Genomic DNA, 18474 nt, shown 5'->3' with positions numbered 1-18474 from the left:
TAGAGGCTAGGATGCTCAAGGCTAGAAGAATGTACCTCATTGGAATGAACAATGTTGTAATTGAGTTATAAAAAATTATTTCATCTCAAAATACACCGACTTTATCTGTTTTTTCCCAGGGTAAATCTATATCCATTCTTCCTACATGGCCATAAACTGCGAGTTGGCGATAAAAACCGTCTTGATGAATTGTGGGTAAATGTCTTAAATTAAATTGTTTAATAATTCCTGCCAGACGGAAATCAAAATACTTTTCTAATAAGTTAGTAATTTCTTCGTCTGATATTTTACCTGTACCAAATGTCTCTACTTGAATACTCACGGGACGAGACAAACCAATGGAATAACTGAGTTGCACTTCACATTCGTCAGCAAGTTTGGCGGCGACTATATTTTTGGCAGCATAACGGGCAATGTAAGCGCCGATTCTATCAATTCTAATGGGGTCTTTGCCACTCAAGGCTGAACCGCTATGTTTAGAATATTCGCCGTAGGTATCGATCGCATTTTTTCTCCCAGTTAACCCTGAATGTACTGCTGGCCCGCCTTTAATAAATGCGCCATCGGGATTAATAAATATTCTGGTTTTGGCATCGGGGCGAATTTCTTCATTCTCAAATACAGGATTAATCACTGTTTCCCGAATATCATCTTGTAATTGTTGGTAATCTGGTTTGCCTGCTTTATTTTGACTGGCAATGACGGTAATACTATGGATTCGATAAGGACGGCGATCGCGGTATTCTACTCCTACTTGGGTTTTACCATCAGGTGTTAGATATGGCAAAATATTTTTGTGTCGGACTTCGCTTAATTGTCTGGCTAATTTATGCGCTAACCAAATCGGCAAGGGCATGAGAGTATAGGTTTGATTACAGGCAAAGCCAAATACTGTTACTTGATTGGTAACGGTAATTTTTTCTATCTCTTCATCAGATAAATTATGTTCATCAAATAAGTGAGTTTGACTGGCGGGTAATTCTCGCAAGCTGGTCAAAATACTACAAGTTTTACTGTTAAATTCTTTTTGTTCGTAACCAATTTGTTCGATTACTTGTCTGGCAATATTGGTAAAGTCTACGTTGGTGTTGGGTTCAAATCGGGCAGCAATAAATAATATGCCTGTGGATGCAGCACATTCGGTAATGACTCTGGCGTAGGGGTCTTGTTGTAAGAATCTGTCTACTATGGCATCGCTGATTTGATCGCACAATTTATCAGGATGTCCTTCGGTGACTGATTCTGATGTGAACATGAAGTCTTTTTTCATAAGATTTAGTGTCTTGGCGCGACATTTTTTTTAACGAACCGCAGAGACGCAGAGGACGCAGAGAGAAGAAGGTGTAATTTAACTTTGTTGTGTTTTTTCTGGAGGTAGTAAGGGTAAAGCACTATTAAGATTTGGCTGAATATTCTTTGTTGATTCACTTAACAATAGAGGCCACAATGCACTACCAATAATGACGGCAGTATCGACAAAGTTAATTGGAGTAATCTTTAAAAGATTCCGCAATGGTGGCAGGGCGATCGCTAAAATTTGAATAGCAAAGGAACCGATAAGGGCAGCATTTAAATAGCCATTTCGTGGGAGTTTTTCTTTACTAAATAGGCTGTGGTGTTCAGAACGACAGCTAAATGTATGCAGCAATTGGCTTGAGGTTAGGGTGAAAAAGGCAATGGTACTGGCTTGGGGGCTAAAACCATATCTGCGAATGGCGTAGGCGTAAGCGAGTAAGGTACTCACAGATAAACCAGCAGACTCAAAGACAATTCGCCCAAAATCGGATTTTTTAATGATTGGTTCGTCGGGGTTGCGGGGTGGCTGACTCAAAACGTCTGGTTCTGGGGCTTCCATTGCTAAGGATAAGCCGGGGAAGATGTCGGTTACTAAGTTTAGCCAGAGTAGTTGAATTGCATTTAAGGGTTCGCCAATACCTGCGGCGGTGGCTACTGTCATTACCATGATTTCGCTGAGGTTGGTGGCGAGGAGGAAATGTACAGATTTGCGGATGTTGTTATATATTGTACGTCCGCGACTGACGGCGACAATCATGGTTTCGAGTCGGTCGTCTTCTAAAACAATATCTGCAACTTCTCTGGCGACATCTGTACCGCCTTTACCCATAGCTACACCAACTTGGGCGGCTTTTAAGGCGGGTGCGTCGTTAATTCCATCCCCTGTCATGGCGACGACTTTCCCGGCGGCTTGCAAGGCTTGGACTATTTGCAGTTTATTGCTGGGACTGATGCGGGCGAAGACATCTACTTTGTCGCTGAGGGCGGTTAAGGCTTCGGGTGTGAGGTTATTTAGGTTGCTGGAGTCGAGAATTTCTAATTGTTGTTCTTGACTTAATTCTAATTCTTTGGCGATCGCATAAGCTGTGGGGCTTTGGTCGCCGGTAATCATCACGGTAGCAATTCCGGCTTGATGGAAGTCGTGAATTAGTTCTTTTGCACCTTTCCTAATGGGGTCGGCCATTCCGACCAAACCTAACCAAATTAAGTCTGTTTCATGGTTATTGTTGGTTGATGACTGGTTAATCTGGTTATAGGCTATCCCTAAAACGCGTAATGCTTTCCCGGCCATGCGATCATTTTCTATAGCGATCGCTCTTTTATCTGCTGGGGTTAATTCTACTATTTCCCCATGTTTTACCCATGTTTGGCAAAGTTCCACCACTTCGGCGGGGCTACCTTTGACGGCGACAAATTTATTACCATCATCAGTCTCGTGAATTGTACTCATCAGGTTGCGATTTTCTGACCGCAAGTTGGTTTGCACTAAGGGATATTTTTGTTTGAGGTCAATAATATCTACCCCAGAACTAATACCCATGTAAATCAGGGCGTTTTCTGTAGCGGAACCGATGACTTCATACTGACCATTTCCCGCGCGGCTGACTTGGCTTTCGTTGCAAAGAACTGAGACATGAATTAGTTTTAATAGTTCATCATTACTGTAGGGGTTGATGGTTTTTTCCCCGGTGATAAATTCCCCGTCCGTAACTTTAATGTTGTGGGTATTGCTTTGAATTTCGACAACTGACATTTTATTTTCTGTCAATGTGCCGGTTTTATCCATACAAATTGTTTGAACTGAACCCAAAGCTTCAACTGCACTCAGGCTACGTACGAGGACGCGGTTGCGGCGCATATCGCGGATACCAAGGGCGAGGGTGGTAGTCGCCACGGTGGGTAAGCCTTCGGGAACCGCCGCCACAGCTAAAGATATGGATGATTTCAACATCTGTACTAAACCATATCCCCGCCACACGCCCAAACCAAAGACGACACCGCAAATACCCATACTGATTAATACCAACTGGCTACCTACTTGGTCTAGTTGTTTGGCGAGGGGTGTTTCCATTGCGGTGGCTTCGCCTACAAGTTGCTGAATATGTCCCATTTCGGTATTCTGTCCCGTGGCGACAACCACCGCCAGTCCTTGACCACCTGTAACAAAAGTGCCTTTATAGGCCATGTTCAAGCGATCGCCTAATGGGATATCCTCACCCATAAGCAAATCATCTGTTTTCGTGATGGGGAGGCTTTCACCTGTTAAGGCAGATTCATCAATACTCAGATTATCTGCGGCAATTAATCGCGCATCTGCGGCTATATAACTGCCCGGTTTAAGGGTTAAAACATCCCCTAAAACAACATTTTCTGTAGGGATTTCTTGCGGTTTACCGTCTCTAATTACCCATGTTGATGGTTGGTCTCGATTTTTTAGGGAATGAATGATTTTTTCTGATTGACTTTCGGTGGTGTAACCAATAGCAGCATTGAGAATTACTACACCTAAAATTACCGCCGCGTCAATCACTCCACCCGTGAATATTGATACTCCCGCCGCCACACCGAGTAATGCCACCGGTAGAGATTGAAATTGCTCAACAATAATGCTTAAATCAGAGCGAGTTTCTGTTTGCGCCAGGACATTAGCACCATATTTATGCAGATTGGCACTGGCTAATTCACTGGATAATCCCCATGTTGGTGAGGTATTTAATTTGTGAACAACTTTATCGGACGGAATTAAATACCAGTCTGCTTGGTTTTGTTTTTGAAGATTATTAACAGTTGGTTTGTGAGTTTTTAAGTTTTTCTCTTTTTTCTTGGTTGAAATTAACTTACTCTTGCCTTGGTATGTTAATAAAACACTTTCGATAATAATTGCTATATCTTTATAGCTTTTTTCTTGATGAAAATAGACTAAAACTTTGCTAGTTAAAGGATTAGCATTCACAAACTTGATTTCTGGATAATTTAACAGCGATCGCTCCAGATAATCTTTGAGTTCTGCTGAATTGTGAAGTTCTTCTACTTTATATCTAGCTCTGCCTTTAACTTTGGTATGTACTGCTTGAATCACTGCAATTTTTGCCCCCGTGCTTGCTCTTGCAAAACTGCAATTTTGATATATATCTCCATTAGCAAAATTATAGGATATGTGACTGTATTTCTGTTAATAGAAATGTTAAGCCTTTCAAAGCCTATAACTTAATGAAGTAGGCAAAATAGATTAATTTTTATTTATGTTGATTGATTTTGATTTCTCAGCATCGTTAAGTTTTATGAAACTATAGGAATCCGGTTTGATTTCTGAATTTATTTGTGTAGGTAGGGAATAGGGAATGGGGAGTCGGGAGTAGGAAAGAAGCCTGATCTGAGTGTACTATTAACCGTAAATCAGCCGCACCGTTAGTTATTTTATAAACATCGGTATTAAAATCTGAGACTATATTTAACAAATCTTTAGCGATCGCTGATTGACCATCAACTAAGACTGCTATAAAAGCGTAGTCAAACTCTCAACTGTTTCCATCATCCGAAAGTCACAGAGAAAATTTTAAATTTATATCTCAAGTATTAATTATATTTGCATAATTCAGATTCCTGACTTATCTAATAAGTCGGTAATCCATTAGTATATACAGCAAAATTATGTCTTTAGACTCAAGCTATAAATTAAGGTAAATGTTAAGAATAAAAAATAGATTGCGCCAGAATTAAATATTGGCTGTAATCAGAAAAATATCCAAATCAGTTAACAGAAACGTCTAAGATTATGACAATTTCCACAAACAGCGATCGCCAAATTCAACAACTGCAAGAATTAATCCAAAATATTGACTCTGGAATGTTGACCACAGTCAATGATGATGGTAGCTTGCACAGTTGTCCTATGTACTCAATCAAAGAAATAGATTTAGAAGGAAGAATCTGGTTTTTTACTAGTTCCAACTCCCATAGAGTCAGTGAAATTGAACATAATCAGCAGGTAAATGTGAGTTTTTCTTCCTGTGAACAGCAGCTTTACGTTTCCATTTCTGGTACAGCACAACTCCTCAAAGACCGCCAAAAAATGGCAGAATTATGGAAACCAGAATTAGAAACTTGGTTTTCTCAAGGCTTAGATCAGCCAGATTTAGCATTACTCCAAGTCAATATTAAACAAGCCGATTATTGGGATAGTAGTTCAAGTTATCATCCCCAAACCATCAATTTTTCTTCCCTATAGCAATCCTAAATAATTTACAAACATCTCTCTATCTTGTCTACCCTGTCCTCCTTGTCTTGGCTGTTCACATATCAGAAAAGTGCTTTTAAAGTTGCTTGAAGTGGAGTAAAGCGCGATTACGAAAAAGGCGAAGATGGGCAGTGGCACAAAAGCCAAATAACTAATGTGTGATCAATTCTACTATTGAGCCAATTAACTGCAAAAAACCTATTTCTTTAGTTAGACGCTAACACAACTAATATAAAGATATTTTTCTTACTGGCAGTAGTAGTAAACTTCCGTCCTGGGGATATAAGCAAATCACAGTCAAACTCTTGATTATTCAAGATGAATAGCTGAAAGTTTGTCATATTCCCAGGTTATTTCTTAGGTGAAAAATTACATTATGGGACTAATATTTGATAGTCAATTTGAAGCGGCATTACAGTATTGGTAACAGGCATGAATTCATGGATTGGTATAGAAGCAGAGTTGAATCTTATACCAATTCACGAAATTACTGATATAAATCACTTCCTCTGCTTGCGATCGCCGAATAGAGTCAAGGCGCTGCTTGTTTATTTGTCTCATTTTTAAAGTGAAACGGTATTAGTTTTAATTACACAAAACTCAAGTAAATTATTTGAAGATTGTGTGAAGATAGCATAAAGATTTTATTTGGTGAGTATTTATATTGATTGTAAATCCGGCAGTTCTTCAGCATTCAAAAATTAGAAATATGCTGTACTTTACGTCCCTGATGTTCTGTTTGGTTACCTACGCAACATTATTAGTCTTTACTTATCAAAGGATTTTAAGTAACTAATTAAATAAGATTGGGGGGGACTTATGTAGCGTATATAACAATTTATTTGATACTCCATATCCTACAATCATTTAGCCTAAAAAGCTCATTCCTGATAAGTCTAGCTAAAGTCAGAATATTACTGCGTTTTAGCTCACCAAATTCAATCTACGGATACTATACAGTTTCTGTACGTATCATCTAAACTGAATATATGAAATTGCTATTTCCGGTATCAGCAATCAATAAGTTAAAAAAATCCCACTTTTATCTTTTCTTTGTTATTTTGTATTTAACGGGACAGTTCTCCACCATACGGTGAGTTTAAATATCAATTAAGTCAACGTTTCCCCGCATTTTGTAAACCAAATAAGCATTTTGTGCTTACAGTAACTTATGTCTGCAAGCGCCACATATCTTACTGGAATAAATTGCGTGGATAGACTTAAATGTGCAGCCTACTAGTATATCAACCTCAGAAACAATTACTAACGATTATGCCTAAAACTACTAACTTATCTATTATTCTTCCTGCTTTCATTCAAGCTGAGACTTTTGAGCATACCACAAATTTAGCCAGCCAAAATTTCTTAGGTAAATCTCGTTATGATGTTCTAAAACCATTACGTCAATGGTTAGATGAACTCGAAATTCAAAATCGAGAACTAGCACACTTTATTGCAAAATTGATTCCAGCCCAATGTCCTTTTGAGCGTGATATTGTGTTGTTCGGTCGTACCATAGCCCACATTCCCCCTATGTGCAAACTGAACCCTCTGTATGACCAATTTGTTGGCTTGCGTTTTCGAGCTTTGTGTTATTTAGTAGATCAGTGTGGCGAAGATATTCAGTCATACTGTTAAACGCAAACTGAGAACACAAAATATGGCAATTAAAATTGAACATCAACCCAGTCAAGAATATCTAAACAATTTGGGTGTGTTCACATGGGAGATTTGGGAAAAAGAAGTATCTCAATTTTCTTGGACTTACGATACTGAAGAGACGTGCTATTTTTTGACAGGTGATGTCATTGTTACGCCGGATGGCGGACAAGCAGTGCAGATGGGTAAAGGAGATTTGGTAACTTTTCCGGCTGGTATGTCCTGTACTTGGGAAATTATCAGCAACGTAAGAAAGCATTATTACTTTTCTTAATATACGGTGCTGTACACTGAGCGCACTTGTACTGAGCGCAGCCGAAGTAGCCGAAGTGTGAGTGCTGAGTGATATATTCTCTCACTACATCTCTGCGTCCTCTGCGCCTCTGCGTGAGATAAATCCTCCCGCATTCTTGCAGATACGAAAGAGCCAGAAATACTAATTTCTAGCTCAATAGCGTTGAGACAAAACAATACGGAACTAAAGGCAAACTGAGCTATAGAGTTTAGAATCTACCCAGATAATGCAATCCTAAGATGATGCCTACGCCTAAAATGTGACCAAAGGCTGTAGTGGCTAGTAATGCAGGTAAACCAAAACCACCAAAGAATTTTGCTTCGGGTAACGCTGGCTCGGAAGTAGGATACTGAATGCTAGATTTGCCAAAGGCGATGGCGATGATGTTAGCAACAATCATGATAAGGCCGATCGCGGGACTCCATTGTAGAGGGGCAGTGGCAGCAGCCAGTAAAGTGGAAGTCAGCACTAGATTTTGCTCCTGAATGTGTGAATGATTAGAAAATATCATCGGGAAATCTAGGAAGATTATTCAAGAAAACTCCCCGTTTTGCAGCAATATTTAACAGTTATTTTCAATCCTTAATATAAACAACTATCTGGCTGTGGCTACTGATAGTTTAATAGTGGGAGTCAGGAGTAGTTTACGCTACTTTTATCTTTAATTGTAAACTTTGTTTAATTGAAACTGCCTTTTGTCTCATCCTGTAGAATTTATATAGGAATACGGTTTAATTCCTGAATCTAATTGTGTAGGCAGGGAGTAGGGAATGGGGAGTAGGGAGTAGGAAAGACGGCTGATATGAGTGTACTGATTTTTTTCCCAAATCAAATATTAGTCCCATAGTCTCTCTTTAAATGTGATGCCATTTATTTTAAGAATGGTAGTTAGAATTTTTACTACAGAATTTACTTGTAGCCAGATAATAACTCTCTTTTTTTAGAGATCGCCACAGTCAAGCTATGTTAAAAGCGGCGATCGCTTTTAAAATGAGGTGAATTGCAACTACACAAAAGTTGATAGCGTCAAATAGAGTAAAATCACATTCTGGAAGTCATAGCTTGAAGAACCGTTCTAATTACTGGCAACTACAGCCATATATCAAACCTCAATGGGCAAATATTATCAAAGGCTTGATCGGCATTATCGGATATGTGCTGGCGACACTGACGTTAATTAATCTTGCAGGTAAATTAGCCGCACCTTTTGGACAAGGTAATGTAGTAGCGATCGCCCAACTAGCCGGGATTTGTGCTTTGGTGTTTCTGGTGCGTGGCTTTTTTCAGTCTGTGCAAGATATCTACATGGCTAAAGTGGCTTTAAGAGTGGCTTATGGTCTCCGCAAGCAAGTATATAGTCATTTACAAAAATTAGATTTAAGCTATTTTGAAACAGCCAAAACAGGTGATTTAGCTTACCGCCTCACAGAAGATATTGACAGGGTTGGGGAAGTTGTCAATAAATTGCTACACGATTTTATTCCCTGTGCGTTGCAATTGATTGCCATACCGATATATATGATTTATTTGAATTGGCAACTCACACTCGCCACAATTGTGATTGCACCATTAATGGGGGTGTTAATTGGCTGGTTTGGGGAAAAATTGCGTATATATTCCCTCAAAAGTCAAAATCGCGTGTCGGGTTTATCAGCAATTTTGACAGAAGTTTTTAGTGGGATTCGTCTTGTTCAAGCATTTGCAGCCGAAAATTATGAAATCGCTCGTTTTGGTTATGAAGCCGAACGTTCTTTAAAAGCCAAATATTCCGCCGAACGCCTCAAAGCCATTCAAATTCCCATCATCGGTTTTTTAGAAGCTTTGAGTGCTTTATCTTTGCTAATGGTGGGAGCGTGGCAAATTTATCAGCGTAATTTAACGGTGGGGGATTTTTTCAGTTACCTGGCTGCGGCGGCATTGTTAATTGACCCCATAGGACACACCACAACAAATTATAATGAGTTTAAGCAAGGGGAAGCATCGGTAGACCGAGTGTTTGAATTAATGGCAATTCAACCAAGGGTAATAGAAAAAACAATTGCGATCGCCCTGCCCCCAGTCAAAGGTAAAGTAGAATATCGCCACATTTCCTTTGCTTACAAACCCGGTGAACCAGTCCTGCAAGATATTAGTTTACTAGCATTACCCGGAGAAGCGATCGCCCTAGTGGGTGCTTCTGGCGCGGGAAAAACCACCTTTGTGAATCTCCTCCCCCGCTTTTATGATCCTGATGCTGGACAAGTTTTGATTGATGATATTGATATTCGGGATGTCAGATTACATAGTTTGCGGCGACAAATTGGCATTGTTCCCCAAGAAACGGTGATGTTTTCGGGGACTATCGCCCAAAATATTGCCTTTGGACAAGATAATTTTGATATGGATGCGGTGATAGCAGCCGCGAAAATTGCTAACGCTCATCAATTTATTACCCAGTTACCAGAAGGTTATCAAACTTGGGTAGGGGAACGAGGGGTAAATCTATCGGGTGGACAACGCCAAAGAATCGCGATCGCGCGGGCTGTGCTGCTCGACCCACAGATATTAATATTAGATGAGGCGACATCTGCATTAGATTCCGAATCGGAAGCCTTGGTACAAGAAGCCCTAGAAAGATTAATGCAGAACCGGACAGTATTTATTATTGCCCATCGATTGAGTACAGTGAGGCGGTGCGATCGGATTTTGGTTTTAGAAAAAGGGCAAATTATGGAATCAGGGAATCATGAGGAATTATTAAGGCTGGAAGGTCGCTATGCTAGATTTTATGCCCAGCAATTTAGTTAGTGGTTAATGAGAAAATACCTGTGAAGTGCGATCGCCTGCCAGTTGTCATACTACCAAGGATTACCAATCAATGTAAATCCAGCCCAATAATAAGGATGAGATAATTCATCCTCATCAAGCTCACTCAACTCATGTAACTCTGAAGAAGCAGCACCACGAATGCGGGGATTATCTTCCAAACTAACACGCTCTTTGAGCATATCAATTTGAGCTTGTCGTAGGGCTTCTGACTTAACTGGATTAGTTTTTAGTTTTCCGTAAAATTGCAGCATCAAAGCCAATGTTCCGCCATCACTCACCTCCCACAGACTTGCTAAAGCGGCTTTTGCGCCTGACTGTACAGCTAACCCAGCAAACCCCAGTTCAGCTTGAGGATCACCCAACGCCGTACGACAAGCACTCAATACTAATAACTGCACTGGAGGGTTATTGAGTCCGAGAGTTTTCAGTTCATCTAAGCGAATTTTTTTATCCCAAAACTGGATATAAGATTTATCCACAGAACCCTGAGCAAATTCAGCATGGGTAGCAAAATGTACTATTCCAAAAGGATACTTAGCACGTTCTTTTTTCAAGTTTTTGAGAGTGAAGTCTTGGTTTAATAAAGACTTACCCTTCCAGTTATTGTTAACAATATTAGATAATTCTAAGGGAACAGCAGGTAAAGGTTCCAGGTTTTGAAATTTTGATGCTCCCATTGCTAAAACCTGGGTTTTTGTAATATTGGTTAGTTGAAAATCGAGCAGACTAAAAGCCGGAATAATCGTTAAACTATACTTTTCAATTAAAAATGTTTTACCATCAGAAATCGCCGCTAAAGGAACAGTCCGTAAGCCACCTCCTAAACAAAATATCAGATTATTAATACCTTGTGTTTGTAATTCAGATGCCAAAGGAGTAATTAGGAAGTCATATATTTTCTTACCGGAAGCTAGATACCGCTTGCGCGAAGAACTGGGATTAGTAAGATCATTACGGAATTTTGTAACTAAGTTAGTCAATACTTCTTTTTTAGCTTCGGGGATACGTTTGTGAATTGGTGGTTTATCCGGTAATACCAAGATTAAATCGAGTTGGTCAGCAGTTGGTACTGCATATATTAAGGCACTTTTTTTCCCAACTTTTTGATTAATATTCTTGAGAGTTTGACTGATTTTGTTGACTTCAATAACCTGATTTGAAGGCAATTTTACCTGCATATATTCATCATATTGCTGCTTCCAACCCCTTTCAATATGGATAACAGCCGAGTTAATATCTTCCCTGTCTAGTAATTTTTTAATAATATCCGGCTGCAACCGAGATACGGGAAGTTTAATTTGTTTTTCTATTGGCGGAACGGCTTGGATTTCTGCTTGGCTAAACTTTAGCAAGTCCAGCCCAATTAGGAATAAACTGAGGGTTGAAAGAGCTAATAAGTTTAGCCTGCGCTTGTTCATTTTTTTATGAAAAAATATTATTAATAATTCTGACTGGATTAAGAGAAATAAGTCAAAGTTGTGTTATGCAGAAATCTTAAATGATTTACAACTATTTCTCTACCTTGTCTCCCTTGTCCTCCTTGTCTTTTGTGTCTCTCTGCTTCACAACTTATTTATGATATCTGCACTCTTATGTTCAAATCATACCCTAAATTTCTAGGTGTTGATTAAGAATTAGATTGGATTTGCTTTTGCTGTTCTTGTAGCCAAGCTTCAAACAGTTCATTCAATAATCTTGCTTTCATCTGCTCATCGAGTTGGGCTGGGATGAGTTTTTCTAGGCGCAAAATCACAACCCATTCGGTTATTCGGGCGGGAGGTAAAACTTGACCGGGTTGACTGCTGGATAGTAACTGTACCATTCCGGGATGAATTGCTTGTAGTTCAACTGGGCCGACTAGTCCGCCAGTTTGGGCTTCTGGGCCTTGGGAGTATTCTTTGGCTAGTTCTGCAAATGACTGTTCTTTGGCTTGGAGGCGAAAGTAGAGTTCTTGGACAAGTCCGATATCTTGAGTACGTAGTAGGGAATAAATGACTTTATCTAACTTGGCTTTGTTTTGAAAGAAGTATGATTCGAGTTTGTTACCCCAAGTAGCAATTTTGAATTTCTCGATTTTCAGTTTCCGAATTGTGACTGATTCAAGTTGATTGACTGTTATACCGTGATAAGCCATCCAGGCTTTAATGTCTGCATCGGTTTTTAACTGCCGTTCTAGGTAAAACTGCTGTTGAGCGCGAGTAATTTCTTCTGATGTACATTCTACAGATGCGATCGCTTCATCGATAATTAATTCCCGAATTAGCTGTGGCAACATTTGGTAACTTGCCAGTAAGGGAACTAGCTCAGTAGCCTGGATTGTACGGTTGCCAATTTGGAGAGCTTCTGTCATTTTTTATCCCAACTGCGATCGTCTCAGCCAGCAATTATTGTTACATATCTAGCTAGTAATTTTTCAATCAACATCATCAACTTTAAAACTTCCACTGTATTTGAATTGTTATGCTATTACACGGCTGGGTACAGGAAGCATATTCCGCCAATAAAATGCCTCTTGAGGTAAAACTACAGCATCAATTCTTTCAAAATCTAAACGAGTTGGATGGAAATCTGAAGTTGAGTCATCGTAAAGGTGTGGTGTCTCACTCAGGTCTGGAATGTAAGCTCCATAATACCGGAGAGTTGCATCTAAAAATCCATACTCCTCCACTGTCGCCTTCTCCATCACTTCCAAAGACATTCGCATTTCTTGTTCAGTCACCAATCTCGTTGAACTTTTAAACAGATGTCTATAACAGGCTGGAAAAGAGCTTTTAGGATTGATACATTCCTGAACAATTTCCAAATCTAAGTATCCCATCCCAAAAAATCGCTCACCACGATTCCCATCGCCAGAATCATCAAATCCAAAAAGATAGTATTCAACTAATTTATCGTGTTGAAACATCTTGAACTCACTCCAACCGCTTGTTCCTTGATAAGAAAGAATTATCGTTTTAGTTTCAAGCAGGAGTGAAAGAGCAAACGCTATCTCTTCCGATGCGAAAGCCCACCATATTGTCCAGTTATGTCCAATATATTGCCAAAGTAGCCGATGTTTGCCTCGTTCATTAAATGGTATTGGAGAAATATCGGTGTCACACTCAGCATTAAAGTAACTACACAAAGCCGAACTAACAACGTCAATTGGCGCTTCTACCAGAACTATACCAAAATGGTTCCATAAACCACCAGTTAAACCAAACCCTCGCTTTTTTGCAAGATTCACACTTTGCATAGACAAATCTAGCTCATTGCTCTACCAACAATCATGCTACTTCCTGGTATAACTCAACTGTCATATCAAGGCTCCCCAAGAGGTTTGAGTGTTATAAACTGGAATTTCCCATCAATTTGCCGTTGTAAAACGATACTGGTGATATCCGAACCTGTACAGGGCCAATGTCCGTAATAGCTATCAAGGGAAATTTTCAATTAATTTAAATTACAGGTAGCTAATACCATGCTTTAGTACCAGTATTGAGTATCTAAAGCAGTAACAATAAAGTTAGTACACAGGAATTTCATCCTAGCTGTAAAAATAACTTTAGAGAGATTTGTCACGACTAAGCAAAAATTCGGCTTCTAAAATTTAGGTTGTGATTATGCGATTGTCCAAAATAACCCGTTCTATACGTAGACTTAGTACCCATATTTTCGCCATATTTTTGGGAGTCTTGCTCACTGTTAGCACTTTGCAGGTGTTACCTTCGCAAGCGGAACCCGCACCCAGTCCAGTGAAGGTTGATGATGCACCAGAACTGATTGCCCAAAAACAATCCCCGGCGACTGCTGCTATCGGTAATAGTAGTTTTGTGACGGCGGCTGTGAATCGAGTTGGTCAAGCAGTGGTGAGAATTGACACGGAACGCACAATTACGCGCCGCCGTGTTGACCCATTTTTTGAAGACCCATTTTTCCGGCAGTTTTTTGGTGATGGTTATTCTCAACAATTACCACCAGAACAACTGCGTGGTCTAGGTTCTGGATTCATTATTGATAAAAGTGGTTTGATTTTAACTAATGCCCACGTTGTAGACAAAGCCGATAGAGTTACAGTCCGCCTCAAGGATGGTCGTACCTTTGACGGTAAAGTTCAAGGTATTGACGAAGTAACAGATTTAGCGGTGGTTAAAATTAACGCTGGTAAAGATTTACCCGTTGCAACTTTAGGTTCTTCTAATGCTGTACAAGTAGGAGACTGGGCGATCGCAGTTGGTAATCCTTTAGGTTTTGATAATACAGTTACTTTGGGTATTGTCAGCACCCTCAAGCGTTCTAGCGCCCAAGTGGGAATTTCGGATAAACGCCTAGATTTCATTCAAACTGACGCAGCCATTAACCCTGGTAACTCTGGTGGCCCTTTGTTGAATGAACGCGGTGAAGTAATTGGAATTAACACCGCGATTCGTGCTGATGCGATGGGTATTGGTTTTGCAATTCCCATTGATAAAGCTAAAGCGATCGCTACACAACTGGAAAAAAATGGTAAAGTAGCTCACCCCTATCTAGGCGTGCAGATGGTCACATTAACCCCAGAATTAGCGAAACAAAATAACAGTGACCCAAACTCTACATTTGAAATTCCAGAAGTAACCGGGGTTTTAGTGATGCGAGTTGTCCCCAATTCCCCAGCCGCTAAAGCTGGTATTCGCCGTGGTGATGTCATCCTGCAAATAGATGGCCAAGCTATTACCAATGCTGAACAGTTGCAAAACTTTGTGGAAAATAGCACCCTTGGTCAAGCTTTACAGGTAAAAATCCAAAGAGGTAGTCAAACACAACAGTTATCAGTACGCACTGCTGAGTTACAAAATGCTACTTCGTAAGTGCTAATTTTTGATATCTGAAAAATGGGGATAGGCTTAGGCTTATCCCCGTATTTTTTTGAGTTATGGCAGCTTTGATATAGTATGTCCGGGTAATGACTTATGAACTATAGGAATACGTTTTGCTCCCTGAATCTAGTTGTGTACGCAGGGAGTCGGGAGTAGGGAATGGGGAGTCGGGAATAGGGAATGGGGAGTCGGGAGTCGGGAATGGGGAGTCGGGAGTAGGGAATGGGGAGTCGGGAATGGGGAGTCGGTAGTAGGAAAGAAGCCTGATCTGGCCCGGATTTCTCACCACACCTTTCAAAGCCTGTGCAGGGGAGCAGGGGAGCAGGGGAGCAGGGGAGCAGGGGAGAATGAAGGTACTCTCTCAAGAGCCCCTCCGCACCTCTGCCCCTCTGCCCCATCAAACGCCTGAAGCTTGTGAGAAATGCGGGTCTGGGTGTACTGATTTTTTCCCAAATCAAATATGAGTCCTAATAAATTTCACACTTCAGACTTTTATTAGCATTTTCTGACATTACTACCACCTCAAAAACTGCCCTTTAACAGATGTTAGGGATAGTAATCTGATACATAATTCCACAATAGCAAGATTACTTATTTAATAAATACAACAAATGTCTGACCTTAAAAATGCTTGGGAACATAAATATATCACTACCAATGGTGTAAAACTGCACTATGTCACCCAAGGAACAGGCCCTTTGATGTTGATGTTACATGGGTTTCCTGAATTTTGGTATTCTTGGCGGCATCAAATACCAGAATTTGCGGAAAATTTTCAAGTTGTGGCTTTAGATTTACGTGGCTACAACGATAGTGAAAAACCCAAAGCACAATCAGCTTATATTATGGGTGAATTTATCAAAGATGTTGCGGGTGTAATTAAAGGTTTAGGTCACGAAAAATGCGTTTTAGTTGGGCATGATTGGGGTGGTGCGATCGCTTGGTGTTTTGCTCATGCTCACCCAGAAATGCTAGAGAAATTAATCATACTTAACTTACCACACCCCGCTAAATTTTCTCAGGGATTATCAACTCCCCAACAGTTACTACGTAGCTGGTATATGTTCTTATTTCAACTACCAATCATGCCAGAATTTCTCCTGCAAACTTTTGACTATCAGCCAATTGCTCAGATTATTCAAGGCACAGCAGTTAATAAAAATGCTTTTACTGCCTCTGACCTAGCAGCTTATAAAAATGCGGCTGCTAAACCCGGTGCTTTAACAGCAATGCTCAACTACTATCGCAATGTATTTTCTCACTTTTTACCCAACAAAAATTGGGGAATTTTAAATATTCCTACACTGATGATTTGGGGTGAAAATGATACTGCCCTTGGGAAAGAGCTTACCTATGGAACTGATACCTATGTCAGCAACTTGCAAATTCAGTATATTCCCCATTGTGGGCATTGGGTACAGCAAGAGGAACCGGATCTAGTGAATCGATACATGCGTGAATTTACGGGAATTTAATATACTAAAAAGTAGAATTACTGAGTGCCAATTAATAATATAAAAATTCCGGTTAACAACCAATGACAAATCAAAATAAATGCTTGTATTTCTTAAAAAGATTTAACAAGATAAAGATTGGTAATTTTAGGTAAGTTTTGTGAGCGATCGCCAGCCCAAAACCCGCATCCACACTGTTTTTATGTCTTTGACCAAACTATTAAACATCACCTTGATTTTGTGAGTTAAATCAACATTGTCCAGAAAATTAGTGAGATAATAGAATCGTGAGGAAAAGAACGGTTACAACTTCAATACAAAGGGGAAAGATTATGAAATTCAAGCTAATTGCCGCTATAGCCTTAGCAACCACTCCCCTCATTTTTGCCACCTCTGTGAAAGCAGGGAATTCGCAAGATTTACAAAGGCTTTTATCTACTGGGGAATGTCAGAGGTGTAATCTAGCTGGAGTTGACCTCAGTGGCGCTCATTTAATTGGTGCAGATTTACGTGGTGCCAACCTTTCTAAAGCTAACCTTGTAGGCGCAAACCTCGAAGGTGCAGACCTCACCAACGCAAATTTGAAAGGAGCTAACCTATCTTCAACTTTTGTCACCAACGTTAACTTTAAAAAAGCTAATCTTGACGGCGTGAATTTTACCCGCGCTCAAATTCATGACTCCAACGTCTACGGCGCATCAATGGACAATATGAATATCACCGATGCAGATATTTTCAACACGGGCATCGGTGTTGGTGGTGAAGAAGGCGCACAAATGCCAGATTGGGACTAATTTGAACTTAAGTAGACTCGTTTCCCATAACTGTGGAAATTGGGTGTAGGGGTGAAAGGGTATGGGGCTTCGCCGTGAGCGTTAGCCGAACGGTGTAAAGGTTTTGAAGACATACACCCCTGTACCCCGACACCCTTACACCCATTCTCATCAGACAACTGTTGTGTGTCAGCCCTGATTTATCAAAGCCAGATACGTGAATACAGAAGAACTTTTATTAAGTATTCATATCAATGACCAATGGATTCATTGACGAATCTGGCTGAAGATAGCTTTAATATTCAGTTAAAATCGGCGATTAACCTTGTATAAATGAGAGGTGATCTGATTTTTGCATGAATTGTACTTGCAGGAGTACGATTATCAGCAACTGATACGGCATAGGATAATCTCATCCTGAAGGTTGCCGTTGATTGAAAAACACAAAACACAGATAGATGTAGTAACACAGCCTACAATTTTTGGCTTCTGTCCTTCTAGTGACTGTCTACCTTGGAGTTGATGCAGTAGAGGTTAGAGGCATTTATGGTTATAGGGAATACAATGTGTTACCCATCTAAGTCTGATCAACTTGTGCCTTGTCCAATCACAGCCTTTTGGTTGTCATTGTCCAGATAAAAAAACCCAACTGTCAAATTTATGGAAATTAAGATGCCAGAACCAGAATTCGCAGAAACAAAATCCACAGAAGCAGCAGTGCCAGATATCAACAGCCAAACAGGTACCATTACTAAACTCCAGCCTCCTGCTCAACCTCAAGAGGAATGGGTGAAGTACGGCGAACAAATTTCTAGCTTTTTAGCATCACTGCCTGAGTACCTGGGGAGCTTGTTCAGCAAATATAAGCAACCCTTAGTTGTTGTTGGCGCAATTGTGACAGCACTTGTCGCAGTTAAGGTACTTTTGGCAATATTAGATTCTTTGAATGATATTCCTTTAGTAGCACCTACCTTTGAGTTGATTGGGATTGGTTACTCTGCTTGGTTTATTTACCGCTATTTACTCAAGGCTTCAACCAGAAAAGAGCTAACTAACGAAATTACAACACTCAAATCACAAGTTGTTGGTAAAAACGCTCCTAGCGCATAATATAGCA

General features: G+C 40.1%; 15 protein-coding genes. 9 read left to right on the top strand and 6 right to left on the bottom strand.

The window, feature by feature from the left end; genetic code table 11:
* Nucleotides 1-85: 85 nt before the first annotated feature.
* Together metK and H6G28_RS21295 are read right to left on the bottom strand one after the other, a co-directional pair.
* On the bottom strand, nt 86-1270 hold the full coding sequence (gene metK, locus H6G28_RS21300; RefSeq protein WP_190673903.1) for a methionine adenosyltransferase: 1185 nt from the start codon (nt 1268-1270) through the stop codon (nt 86-88).
* Nucleotides 1271-1348: 78 nt separating this feature from the next.
* Nucleotides 1349-4375: a cation-translocating P-type ATPase gene (locus H6G28_RS21295; RefSeq protein ID WP_190673900.1), complete on the bottom strand. Its 3027-nt coding sequence runs from the start codon at nt 4373-4375 to the stop codon at nt 1349-1351.
* Nucleotides 4376-5071: 696 nt separating this feature from the next.
* Between H6G28_RS21295 and H6G28_RS21290 the strand changes: the two genes are divergently transcribed.
* The 4 genes from H6G28_RS21290 (at nt 5072) to H6G28_RS21280 (ending at nt 7466) form a co-directional block, all read left to right on the top strand.
* Nucleotides 5072-5524 carry a pyridoxamine 5'-phosphate oxidase family protein gene (locus tag H6G28_RS21290; protein WP_190592713.1) on the top strand — a complete coding sequence of 151 codons (453 nt, stop codon included), beginning with the start codon at nt 5072-5074 and terminating at the stop codon, nt 5522-5524.
* Nucleotides 5525-5965: 441 nt separating this feature from the next.
* Entirely contained in the window at nt 5966-6100 is a 135-nt protein-coding gene (locus H6G28_RS37410; protein ID WP_277883240.1) for a hypothetical protein, read from the top strand.
* A gap of 705 nt (nt 6101-6805) precedes the next feature.
* Entirely contained in the window at nt 6806-7171 is a 366-nt protein-coding gene (locus H6G28_RS21285) for a Mo-dependent nitrogenase C-terminal domain-containing protein (RefSeq protein ID WP_190592714.1), read from the top strand.
* A 22-nt stretch (nt 7172-7193) separates the two neighbouring features.
* On the top strand, nt 7194-7466 hold the full coding sequence (locus H6G28_RS21280; RefSeq protein ID WP_190673897.1) for a cupin domain-containing protein: 273 nt from the start codon (nt 7194-7196) through the stop codon (nt 7464-7466).
* A gap of 229 nt (nt 7467-7695) precedes the next feature.
* On the opposite strand, the gene psaK is transcribed toward H6G28_RS21280, so the two are convergent.
* The gene (gene psaK / locus H6G28_RS21275; RefSeq protein WP_190673894.1) at nt 7696-7956 is read right to left on the bottom strand and encodes a photosystem I reaction center subunit PsaK; all 261 of its coding nucleotides are present in this window, start codon (nt 7954-7956) and stop codon (nt 7696-7698) included.
* Between the two features lie 593 nt (nt 7957-8549).
* Here psaK and H6G28_RS21270 point away from each other — a divergent pair.
* Nucleotides 8550-10274, top strand: a complete 1725-nt coding sequence (locus H6G28_RS21270) for an ABC transporter ATP-binding protein (protein WP_190592717.1) — start codon at nt 8550-8552, stop codon at nt 10272-10274.
* A gap of 50 nt (nt 10275-10324) precedes the next feature.
* On the opposite strand, the gene H6G28_RS21265 is transcribed toward H6G28_RS21270, so the two are convergent.
* The 3 genes from H6G28_RS21265 to H6G28_RS21255 form a co-directional block, all read right to left on the bottom strand.
* Entirely contained in the window at nt 10325-11713 is a 1389-nt protein-coding gene (locus H6G28_RS21265) for a CHAT domain-containing protein (RefSeq protein WP_190673891.1), read from the bottom strand.
* Nucleotides 11714-11922: 209 nt separating this feature from the next.
* Nucleotides 11923-12645, bottom strand: coding sequence for a peptidylprolyl isomerase (locus tag H6G28_RS21260; protein WP_190592719.1), 723 nt, complete (start codon nt 12643-12645; stop codon nt 11923-11925).
* Between the two features lie 108 nt (nt 12646-12753).
* Nucleotides 12754-13530 (bottom strand): hypothetical protein, encoded by a 777-nt coding sequence (locus H6G28_RS21255; RefSeq protein WP_190592720.1) that lies wholly within the window; start codon nt 13528-13530, stop codon nt 12754-12756.
* Between the two features lie 367 nt (nt 13531-13897).
* On the opposite strand from H6G28_RS21255, the gene H6G28_RS21250 reads away from it, so the two are divergent.
* The 4 genes from H6G28_RS21250 (at nt 13898) to H6G28_RS21235 (ending at nt 18467) form a co-directional block, all read left to right on the top strand.
* Nucleotides 13898-15121: an HhoA/HhoB/HtrA family serine endopeptidase gene (locus H6G28_RS21250; RefSeq protein ID WP_190592721.1), complete on the top strand. Its 1224-nt coding sequence runs from the start codon at nt 13898-13900 to the stop codon at nt 15119-15121.
* A 620-nt stretch (nt 15122-15741) separates the two neighbouring features.
* The gene (locus H6G28_RS21245; RefSeq protein ID WP_190592722.1) at nt 15742-16605 is read left to right on the top strand and encodes an alpha/beta fold hydrolase; all 864 of its coding nucleotides are present in this window, start codon (nt 15742-15744) and stop codon (nt 16603-16605) included.
* A gap of 311 nt (nt 16606-16916) precedes the next feature.
* Entirely contained in the window at nt 16917-17378 is a 462-nt protein-coding gene (locus tag H6G28_RS21240; protein ID WP_190673888.1) for a pentapeptide repeat-containing protein, read from the top strand.
* A 651-nt stretch (nt 17379-18029) separates the two neighbouring features.
* Entirely contained in the window at nt 18030-18467 is a 438-nt protein-coding gene (locus tag H6G28_RS21235; RefSeq protein WP_190592724.1) for a CAAD domain-containing protein, read from the top strand.
* Nucleotides 18468-18474 lie beyond the last annotated feature (7 nt).

It is taken from the genome of Nostoc sp. FACHB-190 (assembly GCF_014696905.1).
In the GTDB taxonomy this organism is placed as follows: Bacteria; Cyanobacteriota; Cyanobacteriia; order Cyanobacteriales; family Nostocaceae; genus Nostoc_B.
Note: the sequence above shows the minus strand (reverse complement) of the source record. Positions and strands in the feature narration are given on the sequence as shown.